We start from the raw sequence: 16,879 nt of genomic DNA, 5'->3' as shown, positions 1-16,879 counted from the left end.
GCCTTGATGCTCTTTGCAAGCCTTGCTCCGCTGCCATTGCTTGCTCAGGCGCGGCAGGTTCCGGAAAGCCGCCAGCAGGTTCAGCTTTCCTTTGCGCCGATCGTGCAGAAGACCGCTGGATCGGTTGTGAATGTCTATGGTGCCCGCGTCGAGCGCCGGGCTCAGAATCCCTTCATGGACGACCCATTCTTTCGCCGCTTCTTCGGGGATGACGGGTTCGGCGTGCCGCGCGAGCGCGTGCAGCGTTCGCTTGGCTCGGGCGTGATCGTCGATGCGAGCGGGCTCGTGGTCACCAATAACCACGTCATCGAGGGCATGAGCGAGGTCAAGGTCGCGTTCGCGGACAAGCGTGAGGTGGAAGCCACGATTGTCCTGCGCGATCCACGTACCGATCTTGCCGTGCTGAAGCTGAACGGTGCCAAGGATTTGCGCTCGATCGATCTTGCCGATTCCGACCAACTTCAGGTCGGCGATATCGTGCTGGCGATCGGCAACCCCTTCGGTGTCGGGCAGACCGTGACGCAGGGCATCGTTTCGGCGCTGGCTCGCACACAGGTCGGTGTCGCCGATGCGCAGTCCTTCATCCAGACCGATGCAGCGATCAATCCCGGTAACTCCGGTGGTGCGCTGGTCGACATGGAAGGCCGGCTGATCGGCATCAACACCGCGATCTTCTCGCGCTCGGGCGGCAGCCACGGCATCGGTTTTGCAATCCCCTCATCGATGGTTCGCGTCGTCGTCGAAAGCGCCAAGGCCGGAGCAGCCTCGGTGCGCCGGCCGTGGTTCGGCGCCAGGCTGCAGGCGCTGACGGCCGATGTCGCCGACGGACTTGGGCTCGACCGCCCGGCTGGCTCCGTCGTTGCCAGCGTGGTCGAGAAGGGGCCTGCTGCCGACGGCGGTCTCAAGCGTTCGGACGTCATCCTCGCGCTCGATGGTGTCGCCGTCGATGATCCCGAGGCCTTCGGTTATCGTTTCGCGACTCGCCCGATCGGCGGTACGACCTCTCTGTCCGTGCTGCGCGCCGGCAAGCGCCTGGTGGTCCCGGTGAAGCTCGTTCCAGCGCCCGAGACGCGGCCGCGCGAATCCGTGATGCTCTCGGGCCGCACACCGCTTTCGGGGCTGACGGTGCTCAACCTGTCGCCGGCGGTTGCCGAGGAACTCTCGATCGATGCCGGAACCGAAGGCGTCGTGGTCAGTGCCATCGAGGAGGGCAGCTTGGCGGCGCGCGTCGGCTTCCAGAAGGGCGACGTCATCCTTGCCCTGAATGGAGAGCGCATGGAGCGCTCACGCGATGTCGAGGCGGCGCTGCGCCAGCGCAAGCGCGCCTGGGAGGTGACGATCTCGCGCGGCGGACAGACCGTGACGTCGGTCTTCCCGGGGTGAGTGACCTTTTTTCCGCTTCCGGCCTCGACAAGGCGGGGCCGCGCCCGCTTGCCGACCGTCTGCGGCCAACGACGCTGGCCGAGGTCACGGGCCAGGAGCACCTGACGGGTCCCGATGGCGCACTCACGCGGCTGCTCGCCTCCGGCTCGATTGGCAGCCTGATCTTCTGGGGGCCGCCCGGCACCGGGAAGACGACGGTCGCGCGCCTCCTTGCGGGTGCCGTCGATCTCGGTTTCGAGCAGATCAGCGCGATCTTTTCCGGGATCGCGGACCTCAAGAAGGTGTTCGAGACTGCGCGTGGGCGACGACTTGGAGGCAAGGGCACGCTGCTCTTCGTCGACGAGATCCATCGCTTCAACCGCACCCAGCTTGATGCGTTCCTGCCGGTCATGGAGGACGGCACGATCACGCTGGTCGGTGCCACCACCGAAAATCCGTCCTTCGCGCTCAACGCTGCGCTTCTGTCGCGGGCGCGGGTGTTGGCATTTCAGTCCCTCGACGAAAACGCGCTACTCTTCCTGCTCGGCCGAGCCGAGGTGCTGGAGGGTAAGGAACTGCCCTTGACGCCGGAAGCGCGGCTGGCGCTCGCCCGCTTTGCCGATGGCGACGGGAGGGCGGCGCTGACGCTGGCCGAGGAAATCTGGCGTGCCGCCAAGCCGAGCGAGATCTTCGACGAAGCCGGCCTCGGCGAGGTGATCCAGCGTCGCGCACCGATCTACGACAAGGCACAGGACGGCCATTACAATCTGATCTCGGCGCTGCACAAGACGATCCGCGGCTCTGATCCGGATGCGGCTCTCTATTACTTCGCCCGCATGCTCGATGCCGGCGAGGACCCACGTTTTCTGGCGCGGCGGCTGGTGCGCATGGCGGTCGAGGATATCGGGCTCGCCGACCCGCAGGCGCTCATCCATGCCCGCGCCGCGGCCGAGACCTATGAACAGCTCGGCTCACCTGAAGGGGAGCTCGCACTCGCCAATACGGTGATCTACCTGGCGACGGCGCCGAAATCGAACGCGGCCTATATCGCCTACAAGGCGGCGCGGCGCACGGCCAAGGAGGGTGGCTCGCTGATGCCGCCCAAGACCATTCTCAACGCGCCGACGAAGCTGATGAAGGAAGAGGGCTACGGCGCCGACTACGCCTATGACCACGACGCGCCCGATGCCTTCTCCGGCCAGAACTACTGGCCCGACGCGCTCGGCCGGCAACTCTTCTACGATCCGCCCGAACGTGGTTTCGAGCGCGAGATCCGGAAACGGCTGGAATACTGGGAAAAGCTCAGGACCGAGCGCAGCAAGTAGAAGGTTAGATCATCGGACCGGATATCGTACTCGGTCCGATGGCCTAACCTTCTGTGTTTGCATCGGCTTTCCTGAAGTCGACCGTGAAGAACGCGTTCACGCGGCCTGAGGCCGGGATTTTGCCGTCGACATGGCGGCAACTGCGGCGGTGATCCAGGCGCACAAAAACATCAGCCAGCGGATGAGGAGCTTGAAGTTGAAGCCGGCCGCGGCAAGGACGGCGTTGGCGGCGTCGCCCTGGGTTCCGACGAGATAGTTGCGGTTCATGCGGTGTTCGTTCTTCAGGTGGCCGATGACGGGCTCGATCGCTGATCGTCGCCTGAAGGCGCGTTTGATGGCGGCGGTCAGGCCGCGCTTTTGGCCGGTGACATGAACCTTGAAGGCTTTGTCCTTGGGCGCGTTGTGGCCGCGATAGCCGGCGTCGGCGACGATCTTGCTCAGGCTGGCGCCGAGATTGCTCTCGATCTCGGGAATGACGGTCGCGAGCGTATGGCCGTCATACGGATTTCCCGGCATCGCCTTCACATGGGCGGCGAACTGGCCGCCCTTGCAGCGGTTGAGCGGCGTCGCGACGCTCACCTTGCAGCCGAACTCGTAGGGTTTGTGCGCCTTGCCCTTGCCAATACACTCCACTTCCGGCGCATGCAGCGAATAGATCTTCTTGCCGCGCTCGCGCTGCCGTTGATCGCGCACCTGCCGGGCCAGCGAGAGCGGTAGCGCAAACGCCTCGGCCAGCGCCGGACTGTCCGCAACCCTGCGGCCAATGTCGCGGATCACGCGTCCCAGCATGGTTCGCAGGGCGCGCAGCGCTCGGTTCGCCCGCTTGAACTGCTTGGCGTGGGCGTAGCGCTGATGCTTGATCAGCGCGAGCTTGCCGACCCGGGTATAGGACTGGCGCAACTCCACGCCCTTCGCTTTCGCCAGGCGCACCAGCCGCTCCCGCGCCTTGTGCATGAGTTTGGCGTCGGTCGGGAAGGTGATCGCCTTTTCCTGCACCGTCGTGTCGACAATCACCTTGACGAAGTCGGCAGGCTTGGCCGCGCCGGTGCGGACCGCCGCCGCCAGGCTTTCCTGGATCAGCGCCGCCAGCTTCTGCGCGCCCATCCGCTGCCGCCAGCGGGTCAACGACGAGCGATCGAACACCAGCCGATGCTGGAAGAATTCTTCGCCGCAAAACAGCTGCATATAAGGATTCTCGACCCAACGTTCGCACAGAACCTCGTCCGACAGATCATGCATGTGCTTCAGGATGGCGAGGCCCGCCATCAGCCGCGTCGGCAGAGGCGGCCGCCCTGGGTCATCGTCATAGACCGCGCCGAAGCGCTCTTCCAAAAAGCGCCAGTCGATCGAGCCCGACAGCTTCACCAGGGCATGACTGGGGTCGACGATCTGATCGAGCCGGGCCTTGAACAGATCGGTCTGGCCGCTCTCGCGACGGTCTTTCGGGCGCATCCGAATCCTCGCCAACGCTGCGTCACAGCGATGGAATCACGCCCGCAGCGCTAAATCAATTTGCCAGAAAATCGGGGGGACGCCGCTCAAATCCGGCAAAAACGAATACTTCAAAGCGCCGGAAACACACGCCCCATCAAGCCCTTACACGTTCTTCACGCTCGACTCCTGAAAACCGCAATCCACTTTTCGGGCCGATGCCTTAGAACGCGCGCTCTATGAAGACCTGCGTCGAGATCAGACGCCCCGCCAGCCCCGCCGCGATCTGCCGCCCGGTCAGCGATAGCCGGGCATGGGCGATCGACGCCTCGATCCCGGCCTTGAGGCCCTCGACCGGCGTCCAGACCAGATTGGCGGCGGCGCGGTCGATGCTGATCTTGCCCTTCGCCTGGTCGATGAGCGGAACCGAGAGCTGGTAGCGGCTGACGTAAAAATTGGTCGCGATTTCGTCGGTCCATTCCCGGTGCATGACAAAGGCGGTCGAGAAGCCGCGGGTCGGGTCGCTGCCGAGCAGAACCGTTCGAACGACGGCGGCGTCCAGTTGCGAGCCGATATAGGGCGCTGCGTCGACGGCGCCTGCAATCTGGGCCGTGAGACTGCCGGGGCGCCCCAGCATCTCGGCCTCATAGGTAACGCCCAGAATTCCGGCACGTCCCAATCGGGAGTGTCGGCCGGGGATGTCGCGCAGCGCCAATGCGCCATGCAACGTCCATGCGCCTGACTGGTAGACGAGCCGTGCCACGCCATCCGGCACGCGTCCGGCCGCAACCGGCAGGGACGAGGTCGTGCCCAGTGCGGGATCTTCCATCGCAAGTGTCGCGACCCAACTCTCCGTCAGGGGCAGCTCCACGGCCAACAATCCGACCGTCCGACTTGGCACCCGCGTGCTGAAGATGAACTCGTCGCCTGTCCAGAAGCTGAAGCGTGAGGTGTCCAGGCCGAAGGTCCAGGGCCCGACCAGCACAGTCGCCTCGTCGAGGGTCAGGCCCGCGACATCGTCGACCGGGTCCTGCATGGTGAAGGAGAAGGCACTGCCGACCCGCAGCCCGGAGGCGAGATCATGCGACGTCGCGATGCGAATATTCGCGCTTGTCGGGAAGGTCGTCAGACTCGACTGCGGCAAGGAAACGGAGCGTGATGCCCGGATGCTGTCATTTTGCAGGCCGGCACTGACGGTGCCCGACACCGAGAGGCAGGTGGCTGAGCCGGGCAGGATCAGGCCGGGGATGGTGTCGTCATCCTCGTCCTCATCGTCATCGCTGTTCTCGTCGCTGTCTTCGTCCTCCTGCTTCTGCTGGGGAACGGCCTTACTGGCGAAGAGGGGTTCAAGCTCGGCCGGCGTGATCGTGCAACTGCGCGCAAGGCTCGGGGCCCGGGCGGGTTTCAGGCTCTTGGGCGGGGGGAGTGCGACTGCTTCGCCCGCGAATGTCGCCAGGGCCGGCAAGCCAAGGAAAAGCGAAGCTGCGATCGCCCAGGCGCGATGCAAGCTCGGCTTCTCACTGGAGCTGCCTGTCACGGCGGTCATCGGTGGCTGGCGACTCCAAGGCTCTCTCGTCATCTGTCGTCAGGGGCTTCGCGTGTGTCAATTGCGCCGTCAGGGGACGCACTCCCGTGATTGTCGCGTGCTGGGACCGGAATTCGTTTGTGCAGGCCGGGTGTGCTGGCTATTGCAGGACGATGACATCCACGTTTCTTGTTTTCCTGGGCGCCGGCATCGGCGGCGCGCTGCGACACGGCGTCAACTACACCTCGCTGAAATGGCTGGGGATGGGTTTCCCCTATGGCACGATGGCGATCAATATCCTCGGTTCGGGGATCATGGGACTGATCGCCGGCTGGCTCGCTTTCAAGGCCGGCGAGGGCTGGACGCACCAGGCACGTCTCTTCCTGACCACGGGCGTCCTGGGCGGGTTCACGACCTTCTCGGCCTTCTCGCTCGAGGCTGTTCTGCTCTGGGAGCGCGGTGAACTGGGCCTCGCGACCACTTATGTTCTGGGCTCCGTCGTGCTGTCTCTGGCAGCGCTGGTCGGTGGGCTCGCACTCGTCCGGGGGCTATCATGAGGCAAGGTGGCAAAGGCTCCGGTGGCAAGGGGCAAACGGGTCGCAGCGGCAGGCCTCCGGCAGCGGGTGCCGGCAAGAAGCGGCCGAGCCATGACGCGCGCCGGCAGGCGCGTGCGTCGGGCCAGGCCAGGCCGGGTCCGGCTGAGGACGTCACGCGTAGGGCTCCAGCGGCCAAGGCGCCGGTGCAACGGGCACCGCGTCCGGCTGGACCGACACGCGCAGAGGTCAAGGCTGTTACCGCGGAGGTGCTTGCCACAGGCGTTCAGCAGCTCGTCGTGACGCCGGACGAGAACGAGATGCGGATCGACCGCTTCCTCGAGGCGCGCTTTCCGCAGCTGTCCTTCAGTCATATCCAGCGCATCGTCCGGAAGGGCGAGCTGCGCGTCAACGGCAAGCGGGCCGACAGCAAGGACCGGCTCGAGGCTGGCCAGACCGTGCGCATCCCGCCGCTGAAGCTCGAGCAGCAGGCAGAGCGCCCGCGTTCGGCCAAGGCCGATTCCGACACCGTGGACTTCCTGCGCTCGATCACGCTCTACGAGGATGATGATGTCATGGTCCTCAACAAGCCTGCCGGCCTGGCCGTGCAGGGCGGCTCGGGCACCACGCGCCATGTCGACGGCCTGCTTGACGCGCTGACCGGGAAGGACGGCCAGAAGCCGCGCCTCGTGCATCGGCTCGACAAGGATACTTCCGGCTGCCTCGTCATTGCCAAATCGCGCTTCGCAGCGGCGACGCTGGCAAAGACCTTCCGTTCGCGCTCGGCCCGCAAAGTCTATTGGGCGCTGGTTGCGGGCGTCCCGCGCGTCCGGCAGGGCCGGATCTCGACCTATCTTGCCCGCGAGGAAGCCTATGACGGCGATCAGCGGATGGCGGTCGCCAAACATGGCGACGATGGCGCGATGCATGCCGTGACCTATTACGCCGTGGTCGAGACCGCGGCGCAGAAGCTCGGCTGGCTGTCGCTGAAACCCGTGACCGGCCGCACCCATCAGCTGCGCGCCCACGCGGCCCATATCGGTCACCCGATCGTCGGTGATCCCAAATATTTCAACATTCAGAACTGGGAACTGCCGGGCGGCATCCAGAACAAGCTGCATCTGCTGGCGCGCCGCATCGTGCTGCCACATCCACGCGGCAAGGGCACGATCGATGTCAGCGCGCCGCTGCCGCCGCATATGCGCCAATCCTGGAACCTGCTCGGCTTCGAGGACGAGCGTTATGACCCGATCGTGGACGCGCCCGACGAGTAGGGTGGAGCCTTGCTTTCATGACCTTGCGTAAGAGAACGCTTGCAGAACAAAATCGGATATGTTCTAATTTTGTTCTCGTCACTCTTACGCAGGTGCTCCGATGACGCGTTTCGCCTTCATTCTCGCCGGCCTGACCCTTTCACTCGCAACATCCGCCGCTGCGCAGTCACCAGCAGCCCCACAAACGGCTGCCGCAGCCGGCGATGAGCCGGTGCCGCGCGTCGAGCGCGCCAAGGCGCGGCAGGATTGTGTTGCCGAACATGTTGCGCTGAGCGGCGACGATCTGCGCCAGGCGATGCGCGATTGCATGCAGGCGAAGTTTCCGGGCGTCCAGCTCTATGCCCGCGATGGGCTGACGCGCGACGGCAAGCCGACGGCCGCGACGGCGCGTACCGCCTGCAAGACGGAAGCTGATGGCGGTGGCCTGACCGGGGCCGCGCGGCGCGAAGCACTGGCCGCCTGTTTCAAGGCGAAGCGGCCCGATCTGGCGGCCCGCGCCGAATGTCGCAAGGAGAGCCGGGCGAAGGGGCTCGACGGCGACGACCTGCGCAAGGCGGTAGCGGATTGCTCCCGCGAGAGCCGGTCATGACGGAGCCGCGCCGGGCGCAGTGGATCGCAGTAGCGATCCACGATACACCGCCGGCATGAACCTCGTCATATTCGATCTCGACGGCACGCTGATCGATTCAGCGGCCATCATCCTCGGCGCCCAGGTCGAGACCTTCAAGCGTTGCGGCCTGGTCTACCCAGGCCGCGAGGCGGGGCTCGGCATCGTCGGGCTGACGCTCGATATTGCGCTGATGCAGCTTGCGGGGCTGGAGCGGCCCGACGACCATCTGACGGAAACCTACAGGGAGGTTTTCGGCGCAATGCGGCAGCAGGCCGAAACCGATCCAAGCCTCGCCGAGCCGCTCTTCCCGGGCGTTGCCGCCATGCTGGAGGCGCTGGCTGCGCGGCCCGATACAATGCTCGGCATCGCGACCGGCAAGTCGCGTCGTGGTGCTGATTACATCGTCGAGCGCTATGGCTGGCGGCAGCACATGGCGACGATCCAGACGGCCGATGATGCGCCGTCCAAGCCGCATCCCGGCATGATCCTGCAGGCGATGAGGGAAACCGGCGCGCAGCCGGAACGCACCCTGATGGTCGGCGACAGTTCCTTCGATATCGAGATGGCGGTTGCCGCAGGTGTAACCCCGGTTGCCGTGTCCTGGGGCTTCCAGCCGGTCGCGTCCCTGCAGGCACTGGGCGCGCGCCATGTCCTCACCGATTGCGTCGAGTTGACGGCGATCATTGACGGGCTCGCGGTGGCTGAGCCGGCCTGAGGACGGTAAAAGGCGTAGCGAAATGTCCGTTCCGATCGGGTTTTTCAGTCTCCCGGCGTCGACGGATTGGATCGGAAGCTGATCCACGTCATCGCTCCGGCGCTTCACATCCCGGGCGAACTGCAAATCGTGCCCAGTCGCGCTGCCGAGACGTCCGATCCCGGAAGGAGACGCGCGGAGGGGCAGCCGTCGCGGGGAGGCGGGCGGCGTGCCCGAGCGGAAACCGGCGAGATGCGGGATTTCGACTGCGGCCCGGCCTATGCGCCATCCCTCAGTAACATCCTCGCAACCACGTCCGATCAGGGCCGTTTAACCTGAACAGAAGTTCAGATTTAGCCGTTAACCACCTGCTGTCTGGTGCTGCATCATGGTGTTCCCACAACAGGAACGCACCGGCGGACAATAAAGCTGGGCAGGAGTCGAACGATGATTGGTCATGAGCTCCGTGAATTCGTCGATCGTGTGATGGAAAAGCACGCGATCGACGATCAAGATACCAATATACTCCAGCGCGGAATCTTGCTCGACAACGTGATGACGCGTGATGTCATCGATATTCTGATTGCGCTCGATCGCGCCGTCGTCGCGACCTGCGCATCCTTCGCCAATTACCTGGTCACGCTGGTCGTCGACTTCGCTGTCTGGGAAAGCCGCCCGACCGGGGTGATCGATCGCGAGAAGGCACATTGGCTGGTGACGACGCTCTCTGCAGGCGACGGCCCGACCGAGACGGCACGACGCATCGCCTTCGAGATCGTGCGTGAGGCTGATCGCTGCGACGAGATGCTGATCGCCTTCGCGATGCGCAAGAGCGCGTTCATGGCGCCGGGGCAGCGCATCGAGCGCGTTCTTCGGACCAACTGATCAGGCGGTCGCGCACAGCCCGCCGCCCATTCCCGAACTTTCGCATCAGTGGACGCGGGCTGCAGCCTCCAATAAACCCCGACTGTCACAGTGTTTTCAGACAGTCGGGAGACGCCACCCATGTTCACGAAGATTCTAATCGCGAACCGTGGCGAGATCGCCTGCCGTGTCATCAAGACCGCGCGGCGAATGGGTATTAAGACCGTCGCCGTCTATTCGGATGCCGACCGCGACGCGCTCCATGTCGAGATGGCGGATGAAGCGGTGCATGTCGGCGCTGCGCCCGCGGCCGAATCCTATCTGCTAATCGACAGGATCATCGCTGCCTGCAAGGCGACAGGGGCAGAGGCTGTCCATCCCGGTTATGGTTTCCTGTCCGAGCGCGAGGCTTTCGCCCAGGCGCTCAAGGATGCCGGTATCGTCTTCATCGGCCCCAATCCCGGCGCGATCGCTGCGATGGGCGACAAGATCGAGTCGAAGAAGGCGGCGGCGGCGGCCAAGGTCTCGACCGTGCCAGGCCATCTTGGCGTCATCGAAAACCCGGCCGATGCGGTGAAGATCGCCGACGAGATCGGCTATCCCGTGATGATCAAGGCCTCGGCCGGTGGCGGCGGCAAGGGCATGCGCATTGCCCATTCGGCCGGTGAAGTCGCCGAGGGCTTTGCCCGGGCGAAATCAGAAGCCGCGTCCTCCTTCGGAGACGATCGCGTCTTCATCGAGAAATTCATCGTCGATCCCCGCCATGTCGAGATTCAGGTGCTCGGCGACAAGCACGGCAACGTCATCTATCTCGGCGAGCGCGAGTGCTCGATCCAGCGCCGCAACCAGAAGGTCGTCGAGGAGGCGCCGTCGCCGCTGCTCGACGAGGCGACACGGCGGAAGATGGGCGAGCAGGCCGTGGCTCTGGCCAAGGCAGTGAATTATGATTCGGCGGGCACGGTCGAGTTCGTCGCAGGGCAGGACCGCTCCTTCTTCTTCCTCGAGATGAACACGCGGCTTCAGGTCGAGCATCCCGTCACCGAGATGATCACCGGCATCGACCTCGTCGAGGAAATGATTCGTGTCGCCTATGGCGAAAAACTCCGGCTGACGCAGGCCGATGTGAAGCTGAACGGCTGGGCTGTCGAATCCCGCGTCTACGCAGAGGACCCGACCCGCAATTTCCTGCCTTCGACGGGCCGGTTGGTGACCTATCGCCCACCGGCCGAAGGACCGGATGGCGAGGCGACGGTCCGCAATGACACGGGTGTCTTCGAGGGCGGCGAGATCTCGATCTATTACGACCCGATGATCGCAAAGCTCGTCACCCATGCGCCGACGCGCGAGGCGGCGATCAAGGCGCAGGCCCGTGCTCTCGACGCTTTCGCCATCGAGGGTATCCGCCACAACATCCCGTTCGTCTCGGCGCTGATGCAGCATCCGCGCTGGATCTCCGGACAATTGTCGACGGGCTTCATCGCCGAGGAGTTTCCGGACGGCTTTTCCCTGCCGCAGCCGAAGGGAGAGATCGCGTTGCGCATGGCCGCGATCGCGATCGCCTGCGACCACCGTCTCAACCAGCGCAAGCGACATGTCTCGGCCCAGATGGAGGGGTGGCGCAGGGTCGAGTTCGAGCGCACCCGCATCGTGACGCTCGGCGGCGAGCGCTTCGAGGGCATCGTGGCGGAGCAGGGCGAGACGATCCTTGTCAGCTTCGGCGACCGCTCATTGGCGATCGCTTCCGATTGGCGGCCGGGCGAGCCGGTCTGGCGCGGCACGCTCGACGGTGTCTCGCTTGCGGCGCAGGTGAGGGCGATCCTCAACGGCGTATCGCTCGGCCATGCCGGCGCCTATGCCAACGCCCATGTCTATACGCCGCGCGAGGCCGAACTTGCGGCGCTGATGCCTGAGAAGGTTGCGGCCGATACCGGAAAGTTCCTGCTCTGCCCGATGCCGGGGCTGGTCAAGGCGGTGTCGGTGAAGGTTGGCCAGGAGGTCAAGGCCGGGGAGGCGCTCTGCATGGTCGAGGCCATGAAAATGGAGAACGTGCTGCGCGCCGAGAAGGACGTCACGATCGCGAAGATCCTCGCCAAGGAGGGCGATTCGCTGGCGGTCGATGCCGTGATCATGGAATTTGCCTGAGCGAGAGGCAGCACATCGCCTGCGGATGGAACGATTTGCTTTCCGCGCCGTCAGGCAGGAAAGTCCTTCCCGCCAAGAGATGACGGGGAGCTCTTCATGCTGACGATCTGGGGCCGGATCAGTTCCATCAATGTGCAGAAGGCCGTCTGGGCGGCCGGCGAGGTCGGCCAGAGTTTTGAGCGGATCGATCTTGGCGGTGCCTTCGGAGGCAACCGTGAGCCGGCCTATCTCGCGAAGAACCCCAACGGCATGATCCCAGTTCTGGAAGACGGCGATGTCTGCATCTGGGAGTCCAGCAGCATCGTGCGCTATCTCGCGGCCCGCTACGGGGCAGGCTGGATCTGGGAGGAGGATCCCTCGCGCCGCGCCGAGGCCGATCGCTGGATGGACTGGATGATTGCCGAGTTGCAGCCGGCGATGGCTCCGGCCTTCCTCGGTCTGATGCGGACACCGGCCGAGAAACGCGACATGGCCGTGATCGAGGCCTCGATCGCCAAGACGGAGGCGAAGCTGGACATCCTCGAGGCGCATCTCGCCTCGCGTGAGTACCTTGCCGGCTCGCGCTTCGGGATGGCGGACATCACCGTCGCGCCGGGCGCGCATCGCTGGCTCAACATGCCGGTGCCGCGCGCGTCCCGGCCGAATGTCCAGCGCTGGTATGAGACAGTGGTTGCCCGGCCTGCTGCGAAGCCGGCGCTGCCCCTGCCGATCACGTGAGCGTGTCGCCGCCTTGCCGTCGCTGCGGAGGTTGACGTGATGGTGCCCATGATCCGCTCCGGAATCCTTGCATTCGGCTTGGCAACAATGGCTTCCGGCGGCGCCTGGGCGCAGTCGCCTCCCTCGAACCCGGTGCTGTCGGCCGACCGCATGCAGATGGTGTCCTGCCTGAGCCAGAGCGGTACCGCAGCCAGTTCCTGCATCGGTTCGGTGGCGGTCACCTGCGTGCGAGCGGCCTCAGGCGATCGGCGCGCTGCCGAAACCGACTGCGCGAGGCGGGAAGAGGTGGTCTGGCGCGAGCGCCTGACCTTCGCCAGCCAGGCGGTGATGCGCAATGCCGACAGCGGCGCGCGCGGCCAGTTCGCCGCGCTGCAGGTCGCCTGGGAAGGCTATGCCGCGCAGAAATGCGCGTTCTACGGGAGCATGCAGCCGTCGGTTCGCATGGCCGGGATGCAGGCAGGCTGCATGTTGCGCGAGGTGGCCAGCCGTTCGCTCGAGCTCGAGCGGATGGTCGGGCAGCGCAACCTGGTGCGCCGACCCTCCAATCCACCCAGCATTATCCGTTGAGCGTCGTGTGTCGTTAATGCAGCGTCGTCTCTTCATCGCTTAGATCATCGTACCGGATATCGCATCCGGCACTATGATCTAACCTTCCATGTTCGCATCGGCTTTCCCGAAAACCGCAATACACTTTTCTGACCGATGCTCTAGACAGTCAGTCCGCTCCGGGGGCTGCCGATGTTTTTCGTCCTGTCCAAGATTATCTGGTTCCTGTTTTCGCCGGTGAATCTGCTGATCCTGCTGGCTGCCGTAGCGGCGCTGCTGGCCTTCACCCGCTTCGCGCGTCCGGCGCGCTGGCTCGGCGGATTTGCCATGCTCGGCATCCTGGTTCTGTCGTTCAGTCCGCTGCCGCGCATCATCGTGCGGCCACTGGATAATCGCTTTCCCCAGCAGGAGGCCGCCAGGGGGCCGGTGGCCGGCGTCATCGTGCTGGGCGGCGCAATCGGCGTGGCGCGCGGCGACATCGTGCTGAACCACGCCGGTGCCCGCATGACCAAGGCGGTCGAGCTCGCCCGGTTGCATCCCGAGGCCAGGATCGTTTTCACCGGGGGCGGCGCCAATCTGCTCTCGCCCGTGATCAAGACCGAAGCCGATGGCGCCAAACTGCTGTTCGAGGGGTTGGGCTTGCCTCCGGAGCGGCTGGTGCTTGAGGATAAGTCGCGCAACACCCGAGAGAACGCGATCTTCACCCGTGACCTCGTGATGCCGAAGCCGGGCGAGCGCTGGCTGCTCCTGACTTCGGCCTGGCACATGCCGCGCGCGATGGGCGTCTTCCGCAAGGCCGGGTTCGCGGTCGAAGCATTCCCGGTCGATCATCTCTCGGGCAATGAGCCTGCCGATTTCTTCCGGCCCTATCGTGAGGCGTCCCTCGGCCTCGACATTGCACAGCTTGCCTTCAAGGAATGGGCTGGTCTCGTTGCCTATTACGCTGCCGGCTACACGGACGCGCTGTTCCCTGCTCCCTGACGCCGCGGGATGCTGCGCGAGGCGGGCTTATTCGCTGCTCGGCAACGAGAGCCGGTAGACGCCGCGGAAATCGTCCGGGTCCACCGGGCGCCCCTTCCGGGTAATGACCAGCCGGCCTTCCTTCATCAACCGCACGGCGACGCGCCGGATCGGCTGCATCAGCGGCCCCCAGCCGTCCGGGTGGTCGCCGCCGACGCGGCGCGCCGCATCCATGGCACTGATCGTACGGCCCGCTCCTGCTTCCGTGAGCAGGTCGAGTATGGCGGCTTCGAGCGCGTCAACTTGGTCGGTCATGCTGCCCAGAAAGGCAGGGATGAAGGATTCGTCAAGCGGTGAGGCCTTGGCGCTGGGATCGGCTTGCCCGGCCGCTTGATGTCGAAGGCACAGTGACGAAGGGGCTCAAGCCGGCGCGGTCTCCTTCGCTGCTTCGTCGATCAGAGCTGCGACTTCTTCAGCTTTGGAGGCGAGCGAAGCGTGGCTGGCGGCGAGCGTGATGACCTTTCGCGCGTTGAGCCGGGCCGACATGCGCTCCTGGTTTGCAGGCGCGATCATCCGGTCCTCGCTGGAGATCTGATACCAGGACGGTTTCTTCTTCCAGGCTGGCGCGGTGATCGTGTTGCCGAAGGTGCTGGCGAGCGGGGCCTTCTGTGTCACACTCATCACGAAACCCTCTTCGGGCGTCAGGTCCGGGCAGAAGCTCTCATGGAATTTGTCGGGCAGGACCCAGAGATAGCCGTCGCTGTCGGGAGAGAGGTTCGCTGCTGCCTCTGGCGGGTGTTGCTGGGTAATGCCGCCCGGGCTCTCGCCAGCATCCGGCGCAAAGGCCGCGATATAGACGAGACCCACCACGTTGGGCAGATCTCCGGCTTCCGTGATGACCGCGCCGCCATAGGAATGCCCGACCAGGAGCACAGGGCCATTCTGCTGCGCGACCATCTTGCGGGTGCGCTCGGCATCATCGGCCAGCGAGGTCAGCGGCATTTCGACGGCATGGAGCGATGTGTAGCCCTTGCGGGAGAGCTTGAGGATCACCCTGTTCCAGTGTGAGGCGTTGCCCCAGAATCCATGCACCAGGACAATCGCTGTCTGCTTGCTCATGCTGGCCTCCCTGATCCGCGGATCGGCTCGCCCCCCGTTGACGGTCTCACGGAGGTTCCGCCGGTGTCCAGCGCAATCGCGGCGGCTAGGCTGCGCGAATCAGTGACCGGGACTTGTGAAGATTCGCGCGGATTCCGAAGCGAACTGGCGGCGCCACATTGCCGTCAGCACGGCGGCCGTTGCGGCAAGGAACAGCCAGGGATCGATGAACCAGCCGAGATAGGCGAGCGCAAAGAAGAAGGCGCGCTGGCCGCGGTTGAAATGCCGCCCGGCGGCGATATTCATCGCGATGGTCTCGCGGACGGCGTCCTTCGTCTCCTGCTCTTCCCGGCGTTCCATGGGCGGGATCGCGCCAAGAAGGATCGCGCAATAATTGAAGAGCCGGTAGCTCCAGGCGAATTTGAAGAACGCATGGGCGAAGATCACGGCAAGCCCGATCACCTTGATCTCCCAGGCCGCGCGAGACGTCGGCGCGGTGAAGGGCAGGTCGGCGAAGATCGCGACGACGCGGTCGGTGGACTGCAGCAGAGCGAGCGAGCCGCCGATTGCGATCAGCGAGGTCGAGGCGAAGAAGGCGGTGCCGTTCTGCAGCCCGTTCATCACCTGGGTATCGATGATGCGGTTTTCGCGCCGTACCGATTCCTGGATCCAGCGCGCGCGGCGGATATTCATCCGGGCGTTGAGGCTTCGCTCCGCATGCGGACCCTGCTCCACGGCCAGGCCATAGCCAAGCCAGGAGGCAACGAAGAAGATGAAGGCGATCGTGTCGATCGTCGTGAAGCCGGCCATGAATCGCCTCCTTTGGGCCAGAGTGCTGTCGGCATGGCCGCGCTGCAAGCCCGCGATTGACGCGATGTGCACGAGCAGCCACGGTGCCGCCGACGAGATGGAGGCTGGCAATGCCGCAAGTGATCACCAAGGGCTACAAGGCGTTGCTGGCGGAAGCCGAGGCCAAGGTCGAGACGCTCTCCGTCGAGCAGGCGAGTGCACTGGTCGGCCATGACGACGTCGTCTTCGTCGATCTGCGCGATCCGCGTGAACTGGAGCGGGAAGGGCGCATGCCGGGGGCCTTCCACTGCCCGCGCGGCATGCTCGAATTCTGGATCGATCCCGAGAGCCCCTATGCCAAGCCGGTGTTCCAGCAGGACAAGCGCTTCGTCTTCTTCTGCGCCGGCGGCTGGCGTTCGGCGCTTGCTGCGCAGGCGGCGCAGGAGATGGGGCTGAAGCCGGTGGCGCATATTGCCGGCGGGTTCGGCGCCTGGAAGAAGGCGGGTGCGCCCTTCGATGCGCCGGAGCCGAGGAACGCCGGCGACAAGGGCTAGGCCTGCATCTTGTCCCACATCCTGATCGTTCTGCTCGTCGCCGGCTTCATCTTCCGCAAGCCGCTTGGGCGCCTGCTGGCTCGCCAGTTTCCCGATCGCGCCAAGCGCCAGCAGGTGCTCGGAACCATCATTGTCGCCTTTCTGCTGGTGATCGCTGCCAGGCTGCTCGCGTTGTTCTGGTAGGAAATCCGGCAAGCCACGTATCGTCTGGGCGAGAACCAGAACCATACTTTTGCGGGAGATGCGACGGGGTGCGTTCCGCGAGGCACCGCCGTTCCGCTTTCTTGGGTTGCCCCAGGATTGCCTGTGCCATCGACGCCACACATGCCCCGGTTGCAGTACGGGCAGCTTGCGCGTTAGCTGCCGATGCGGCATGTTGTCTGCCTTGGCTTTCAACACGCGAAAGGGGAGGGCTGAATGCAATTCATCATCATCGTCGCCACTCCCCCACGAAT

At 64.9% G+C, this 16,879-nt stretch carries 18 protein-coding genes; 13 read left to right on the top strand and 5 right to left on the bottom strand.

Annotation, left to right across the window (positions count from 1 at the left end; translation table 11 throughout):
- Window positions 1-6 precede the first annotated feature (6 nt).
- Both FG93_RS18835 and FG93_RS18830 read left to right on the top strand, forming a co-directional pair.
- Complete coding sequence (locus FG93_RS18835) at window positions 7-1,383, top strand: DegQ family serine endoprotease (RefSeq protein ID WP_043237282.1); 1,377 nt, start codon at window positions 7-9, stop codon at window positions 1,381-1,383.
- Window positions 1,380-2,687, top strand: a complete 1,308-nt coding sequence (locus FG93_RS18830; protein ID WP_043237070.1) for a replication-associated recombination protein A — start codon at window positions 1,380-1,382, stop codon at window positions 2,685-2,687. Before FG93_RS18835 ends, FG93_RS18830 begins: the two co-directional genes overlap by 4 nt.
- 96 nt (window positions 2,688-2,783) lie before the next feature.
- Here FG93_RS18830 and FG93_RS18825 read toward each other — a convergent pair whose 3' ends face one another.
- Together FG93_RS18825 and FG93_RS18820 are read right to left on the bottom strand one after the other, a co-directional pair.
- Window positions 2,784-4,139, bottom strand: a complete 1,356-nt coding sequence (locus FG93_RS18825; RefSeq protein WP_043237069.1) for an IS5 family transposase — start codon at window positions 4,137-4,139, stop codon at window positions 2,784-2,786.
- A gap of 202 nt (window positions 4,140-4,341) precedes the next feature.
- Window positions 4,342-5,664, bottom strand: a complete 1,323-nt coding sequence (locus FG93_RS18820; RefSeq protein ID WP_043237068.1) for a hypothetical protein — start codon at window positions 5,662-5,664, stop codon at window positions 4,342-4,344.
- A gap of 152 nt (window positions 5,665-5,816) precedes the next feature.
- Here FG93_RS18820 and crcB point away from each other — a divergent pair, with 152 nt between their 5' ends.
- The 9 genes from crcB (at window position 5,817) to FG93_RS18775 (ending at window position 14,004) form a co-directional block, all read left to right on the top strand.
- Window positions 5,817-6,200, top strand: a complete 384-nt coding sequence (gene crcB, locus FG93_RS18815; RefSeq protein ID WP_043237066.1) for a fluoride efflux transporter CrcB — start codon at window positions 5,817-5,819, stop codon at window positions 6,198-6,200.
- Entirely contained in the window at window positions 6,197-7,450 is a 1,254-nt protein-coding gene (locus FG93_RS18810) for an RluA family pseudouridine synthase (protein ID WP_043237064.1), read from the top strand. Before crcB ends, FG93_RS18810 begins: the two co-directional genes overlap by 4 nt.
- Before the next feature lie 100 nt (window positions 7,451-7,550).
- Entirely contained in the window at window positions 7,551-8,039 is a 489-nt protein-coding gene (locus FG93_RS18805) for a hypothetical protein (RefSeq protein WP_043237063.1), read from the top strand.
- Between the two features lie 55 nt (window positions 8,040-8,094).
- Window positions 8,095-8,775, top strand: a complete 681-nt coding sequence (locus FG93_RS18800) for an HAD-IA family hydrolase (RefSeq protein WP_043237062.1) — start codon at window positions 8,095-8,097, stop codon at window positions 8,773-8,775.
- A 426-nt stretch (window positions 8,776-9,201) separates the two neighbouring features.
- Window positions 9,202-9,639: a hypothetical protein gene (locus tag FG93_RS18795; protein WP_052513931.1), complete on the top strand. Its 438-nt coding sequence runs from the start codon at window positions 9,202-9,204 to the stop codon at window positions 9,637-9,639.
- A gap of 120 nt (window positions 9,640-9,759) precedes the next feature.
- Window positions 9,760-11,760 (top strand): acetyl/propionyl/methylcrotonyl-CoA carboxylase subunit alpha, encoded by a 2,001-nt coding sequence (locus FG93_RS18790; protein WP_043237061.1) that lies wholly within the window; start codon window positions 9,760-9,762, stop codon window positions 11,758-11,760.
- Window positions 11,761-11,856: 96 nt separating this feature from the next.
- On the top strand, window positions 11,857-12,477 hold the full coding sequence (locus tag FG93_RS18785) for a glutathione S-transferase family protein (protein WP_043237059.1): 621 nt from the start codon (window positions 11,857-11,859) through the stop codon (window positions 12,475-12,477).
- 39 nt (window positions 12,478-12,516) lie between these two features.
- Window positions 12,517-13,044, top strand: coding sequence for a lysozyme inhibitor LprI family protein (locus FG93_RS18780; RefSeq protein ID WP_081881654.1), 528 nt, complete (start codon window positions 12,517-12,519; stop codon window positions 13,042-13,044).
- A gap of 171 nt (window positions 13,045-13,215) precedes the next feature.
- Entirely contained in the window at window positions 13,216-14,004 is a 789-nt protein-coding gene (locus tag FG93_RS18775; protein ID WP_043237057.1) for a YdcF family protein, read from the top strand.
- Between the two features lie 27 nt (window positions 14,005-14,031).
- On the opposite strand, the gene FG93_RS18770 is transcribed toward FG93_RS18775, so the two are convergent.
- From FG93_RS18770 to FG93_RS18760, 3 genes are all read right to left on the bottom strand, one after another.
- Window positions 14,032-14,298 carry a DUF3253 domain-containing protein gene (locus FG93_RS18770; protein ID WP_043237055.1) on the bottom strand — a complete coding sequence of 89 codons (267 nt, stop codon included), beginning with the start codon at window positions 14,296-14,298 and terminating at the stop codon, window positions 14,032-14,034.
- A 105-nt stretch (window positions 14,299-14,403) separates the two neighbouring features.
- The gene (locus tag FG93_RS18765; RefSeq protein ID WP_043237053.1) at window positions 14,404-15,102 is read right to left on the bottom strand and encodes an alpha/beta hydrolase; all 699 of its coding nucleotides are present in this window, start codon (window positions 15,100-15,102) and stop codon (window positions 14,404-14,406) included.
- A 99-nt stretch (window positions 15,103-15,201) separates the two neighbouring features.
- Window positions 15,202-15,891, bottom strand: a complete 690-nt coding sequence (locus FG93_RS18760) for a DUF599 domain-containing protein (protein WP_043237052.1) — start codon at window positions 15,889-15,891, stop codon at window positions 15,202-15,204.
- Between the two features lie 110 nt (window positions 15,892-16,001).
- Between FG93_RS18760 and FG93_RS18755 the strand changes: the two genes are divergently transcribed.
- On the top strand, window positions 16,002-16,424 hold the full coding sequence (locus FG93_RS18755) for a rhodanese-like domain-containing protein (RefSeq protein ID WP_043237050.1): 423 nt from the start codon (window positions 16,002-16,004) through the stop codon (window positions 16,422-16,424).
- A gap of 9 nt (window positions 16,425-16,433) precedes the next feature.
- Window positions 16,434-16,607 carry a hypothetical protein gene (locus tag FG93_RS32945; protein WP_161783843.1) on the top strand — a complete coding sequence of 58 codons (174 nt, stop codon included), beginning with the start codon at window positions 16,434-16,436 and terminating at the stop codon, window positions 16,605-16,607.
- Window positions 16,608-16,879: the final 272 nt, after the last annotated feature.

It is taken from the genome of Allobosea sp. LC85 (assembly GCF_000735605.1).
In the GTDB taxonomy this organism is placed as follows: domain Bacteria; phylum Pseudomonadota; class Alphaproteobacteria; order Rhizobiales; family Beijerinckiaceae; genus Allobosea.
Note: the sequence above shows the minus strand (reverse complement) of the source record. Positions and strands in the feature narration are given on the sequence as shown.

What these genes read in the sequence shown, in the direction of transcription:
- FG93_RS18780 (WP_081881654.1), top strand. Translation starts at nt 12,517, where the DNA reads ATGGTGCCCATGATCCGCTCCGGAATCCTTGCATTCGGCTTGGCAACA.
- FG93_RS18820 (WP_043237068.1), bottom strand. Translation starts at nt 5,664, where the DNA reads ATGACCGCCGTGACAGGCAGCTCCAGTGAGAAGCCGAGCTTGCATCGC.
- FG93_RS18805 (WP_043237063.1), top strand. Translation starts at nt 7,551, where the DNA reads ATGACGCGTTTCGCCTTCATTCTCGCCGGCCTGACCCTTTCACTCGCA.
- FG93_RS18800 (WP_043237062.1), top strand. Translation starts at nt 8,095, where the DNA reads ATGAACCTCGTCATATTCGATCTCGACGGCACGCTGATCGATTCAGCG.
- FG93_RS18755 (WP_043237050.1), top strand. Translation starts at nt 16,002, where the DNA reads ATGCCGCAAGTGATCACCAAGGGCTACAAGGCGTTGCTGGCGGAAGCC.
- FG93_RS18765 (WP_043237053.1), bottom strand. Translation starts at nt 15,102, where the DNA reads ATGAGCAAGCAGACAGCGATTGTCCTGGTGCATGGATTCTGGGGCAAC.
- FG93_RS18825 (WP_043237069.1), bottom strand. Translation starts at nt 4,139, where the DNA reads ATGCGCCCGAAAGACCGTCGCGAGAGCGGCCAGACCGATCTGTTCAAG.
- FG93_RS18810 (WP_043237064.1), top strand. Translation starts at nt 6,197, where the DNA reads ATGAGGCAAGGTGGCAAAGGCTCCGGTGGCAAGGGGCAAACGGGTCGC.
- FG93_RS18775 (WP_043237057.1), top strand. Translation starts at nt 13,216, where the DNA reads ATGTTTTTCGTCCTGTCCAAGATTATCTGGTTCCTGTTTTCGCCGGTG.
- FG93_RS18760 (WP_043237052.1), bottom strand. Translation starts at nt 15,891, where the DNA reads ATGGCCGGCTTCACGACGATCGACACGATCGCCTTCATCTTCTTCGTT.
- FG93_RS18790 (WP_043237061.1), top strand. Translation starts at nt 9,760, where the DNA reads ATGTTCACGAAGATTCTAATCGCGAACCGTGGCGAGATCGCCTGCCGT.
- crcB (WP_043237066.1), top strand. Translation starts at nt 5,817, where the DNA reads ATGACATCCACGTTTCTTGTTTTCCTGGGCGCCGGCATCGGCGGCGCG.
- FG93_RS18835 (WP_043237282.1), top strand. Translation starts at nt 7, where the DNA reads ATGCTCTTTGCAAGCCTTGCTCCGCTGCCATTGCTTGCTCAGGCGCGG.
- FG93_RS18770 (WP_043237055.1), bottom strand. Translation starts at nt 14,298, where the DNA reads ATGACCGACCAAGTTGACGCGCTCGAAGCCGCCATACTCGACCTGCTC.
- FG93_RS18785 (WP_043237059.1), top strand. Translation starts at nt 11,857, where the DNA reads ATGCTGACGATCTGGGGCCGGATCAGTTCCATCAATGTGCAGAAGGCC.
- FG93_RS18795 (WP_052513931.1), top strand. Translation starts at nt 9,202, where the DNA reads ATGATTGGTCATGAGCTCCGTGAATTCGTCGATCGTGTGATGGAAAAG.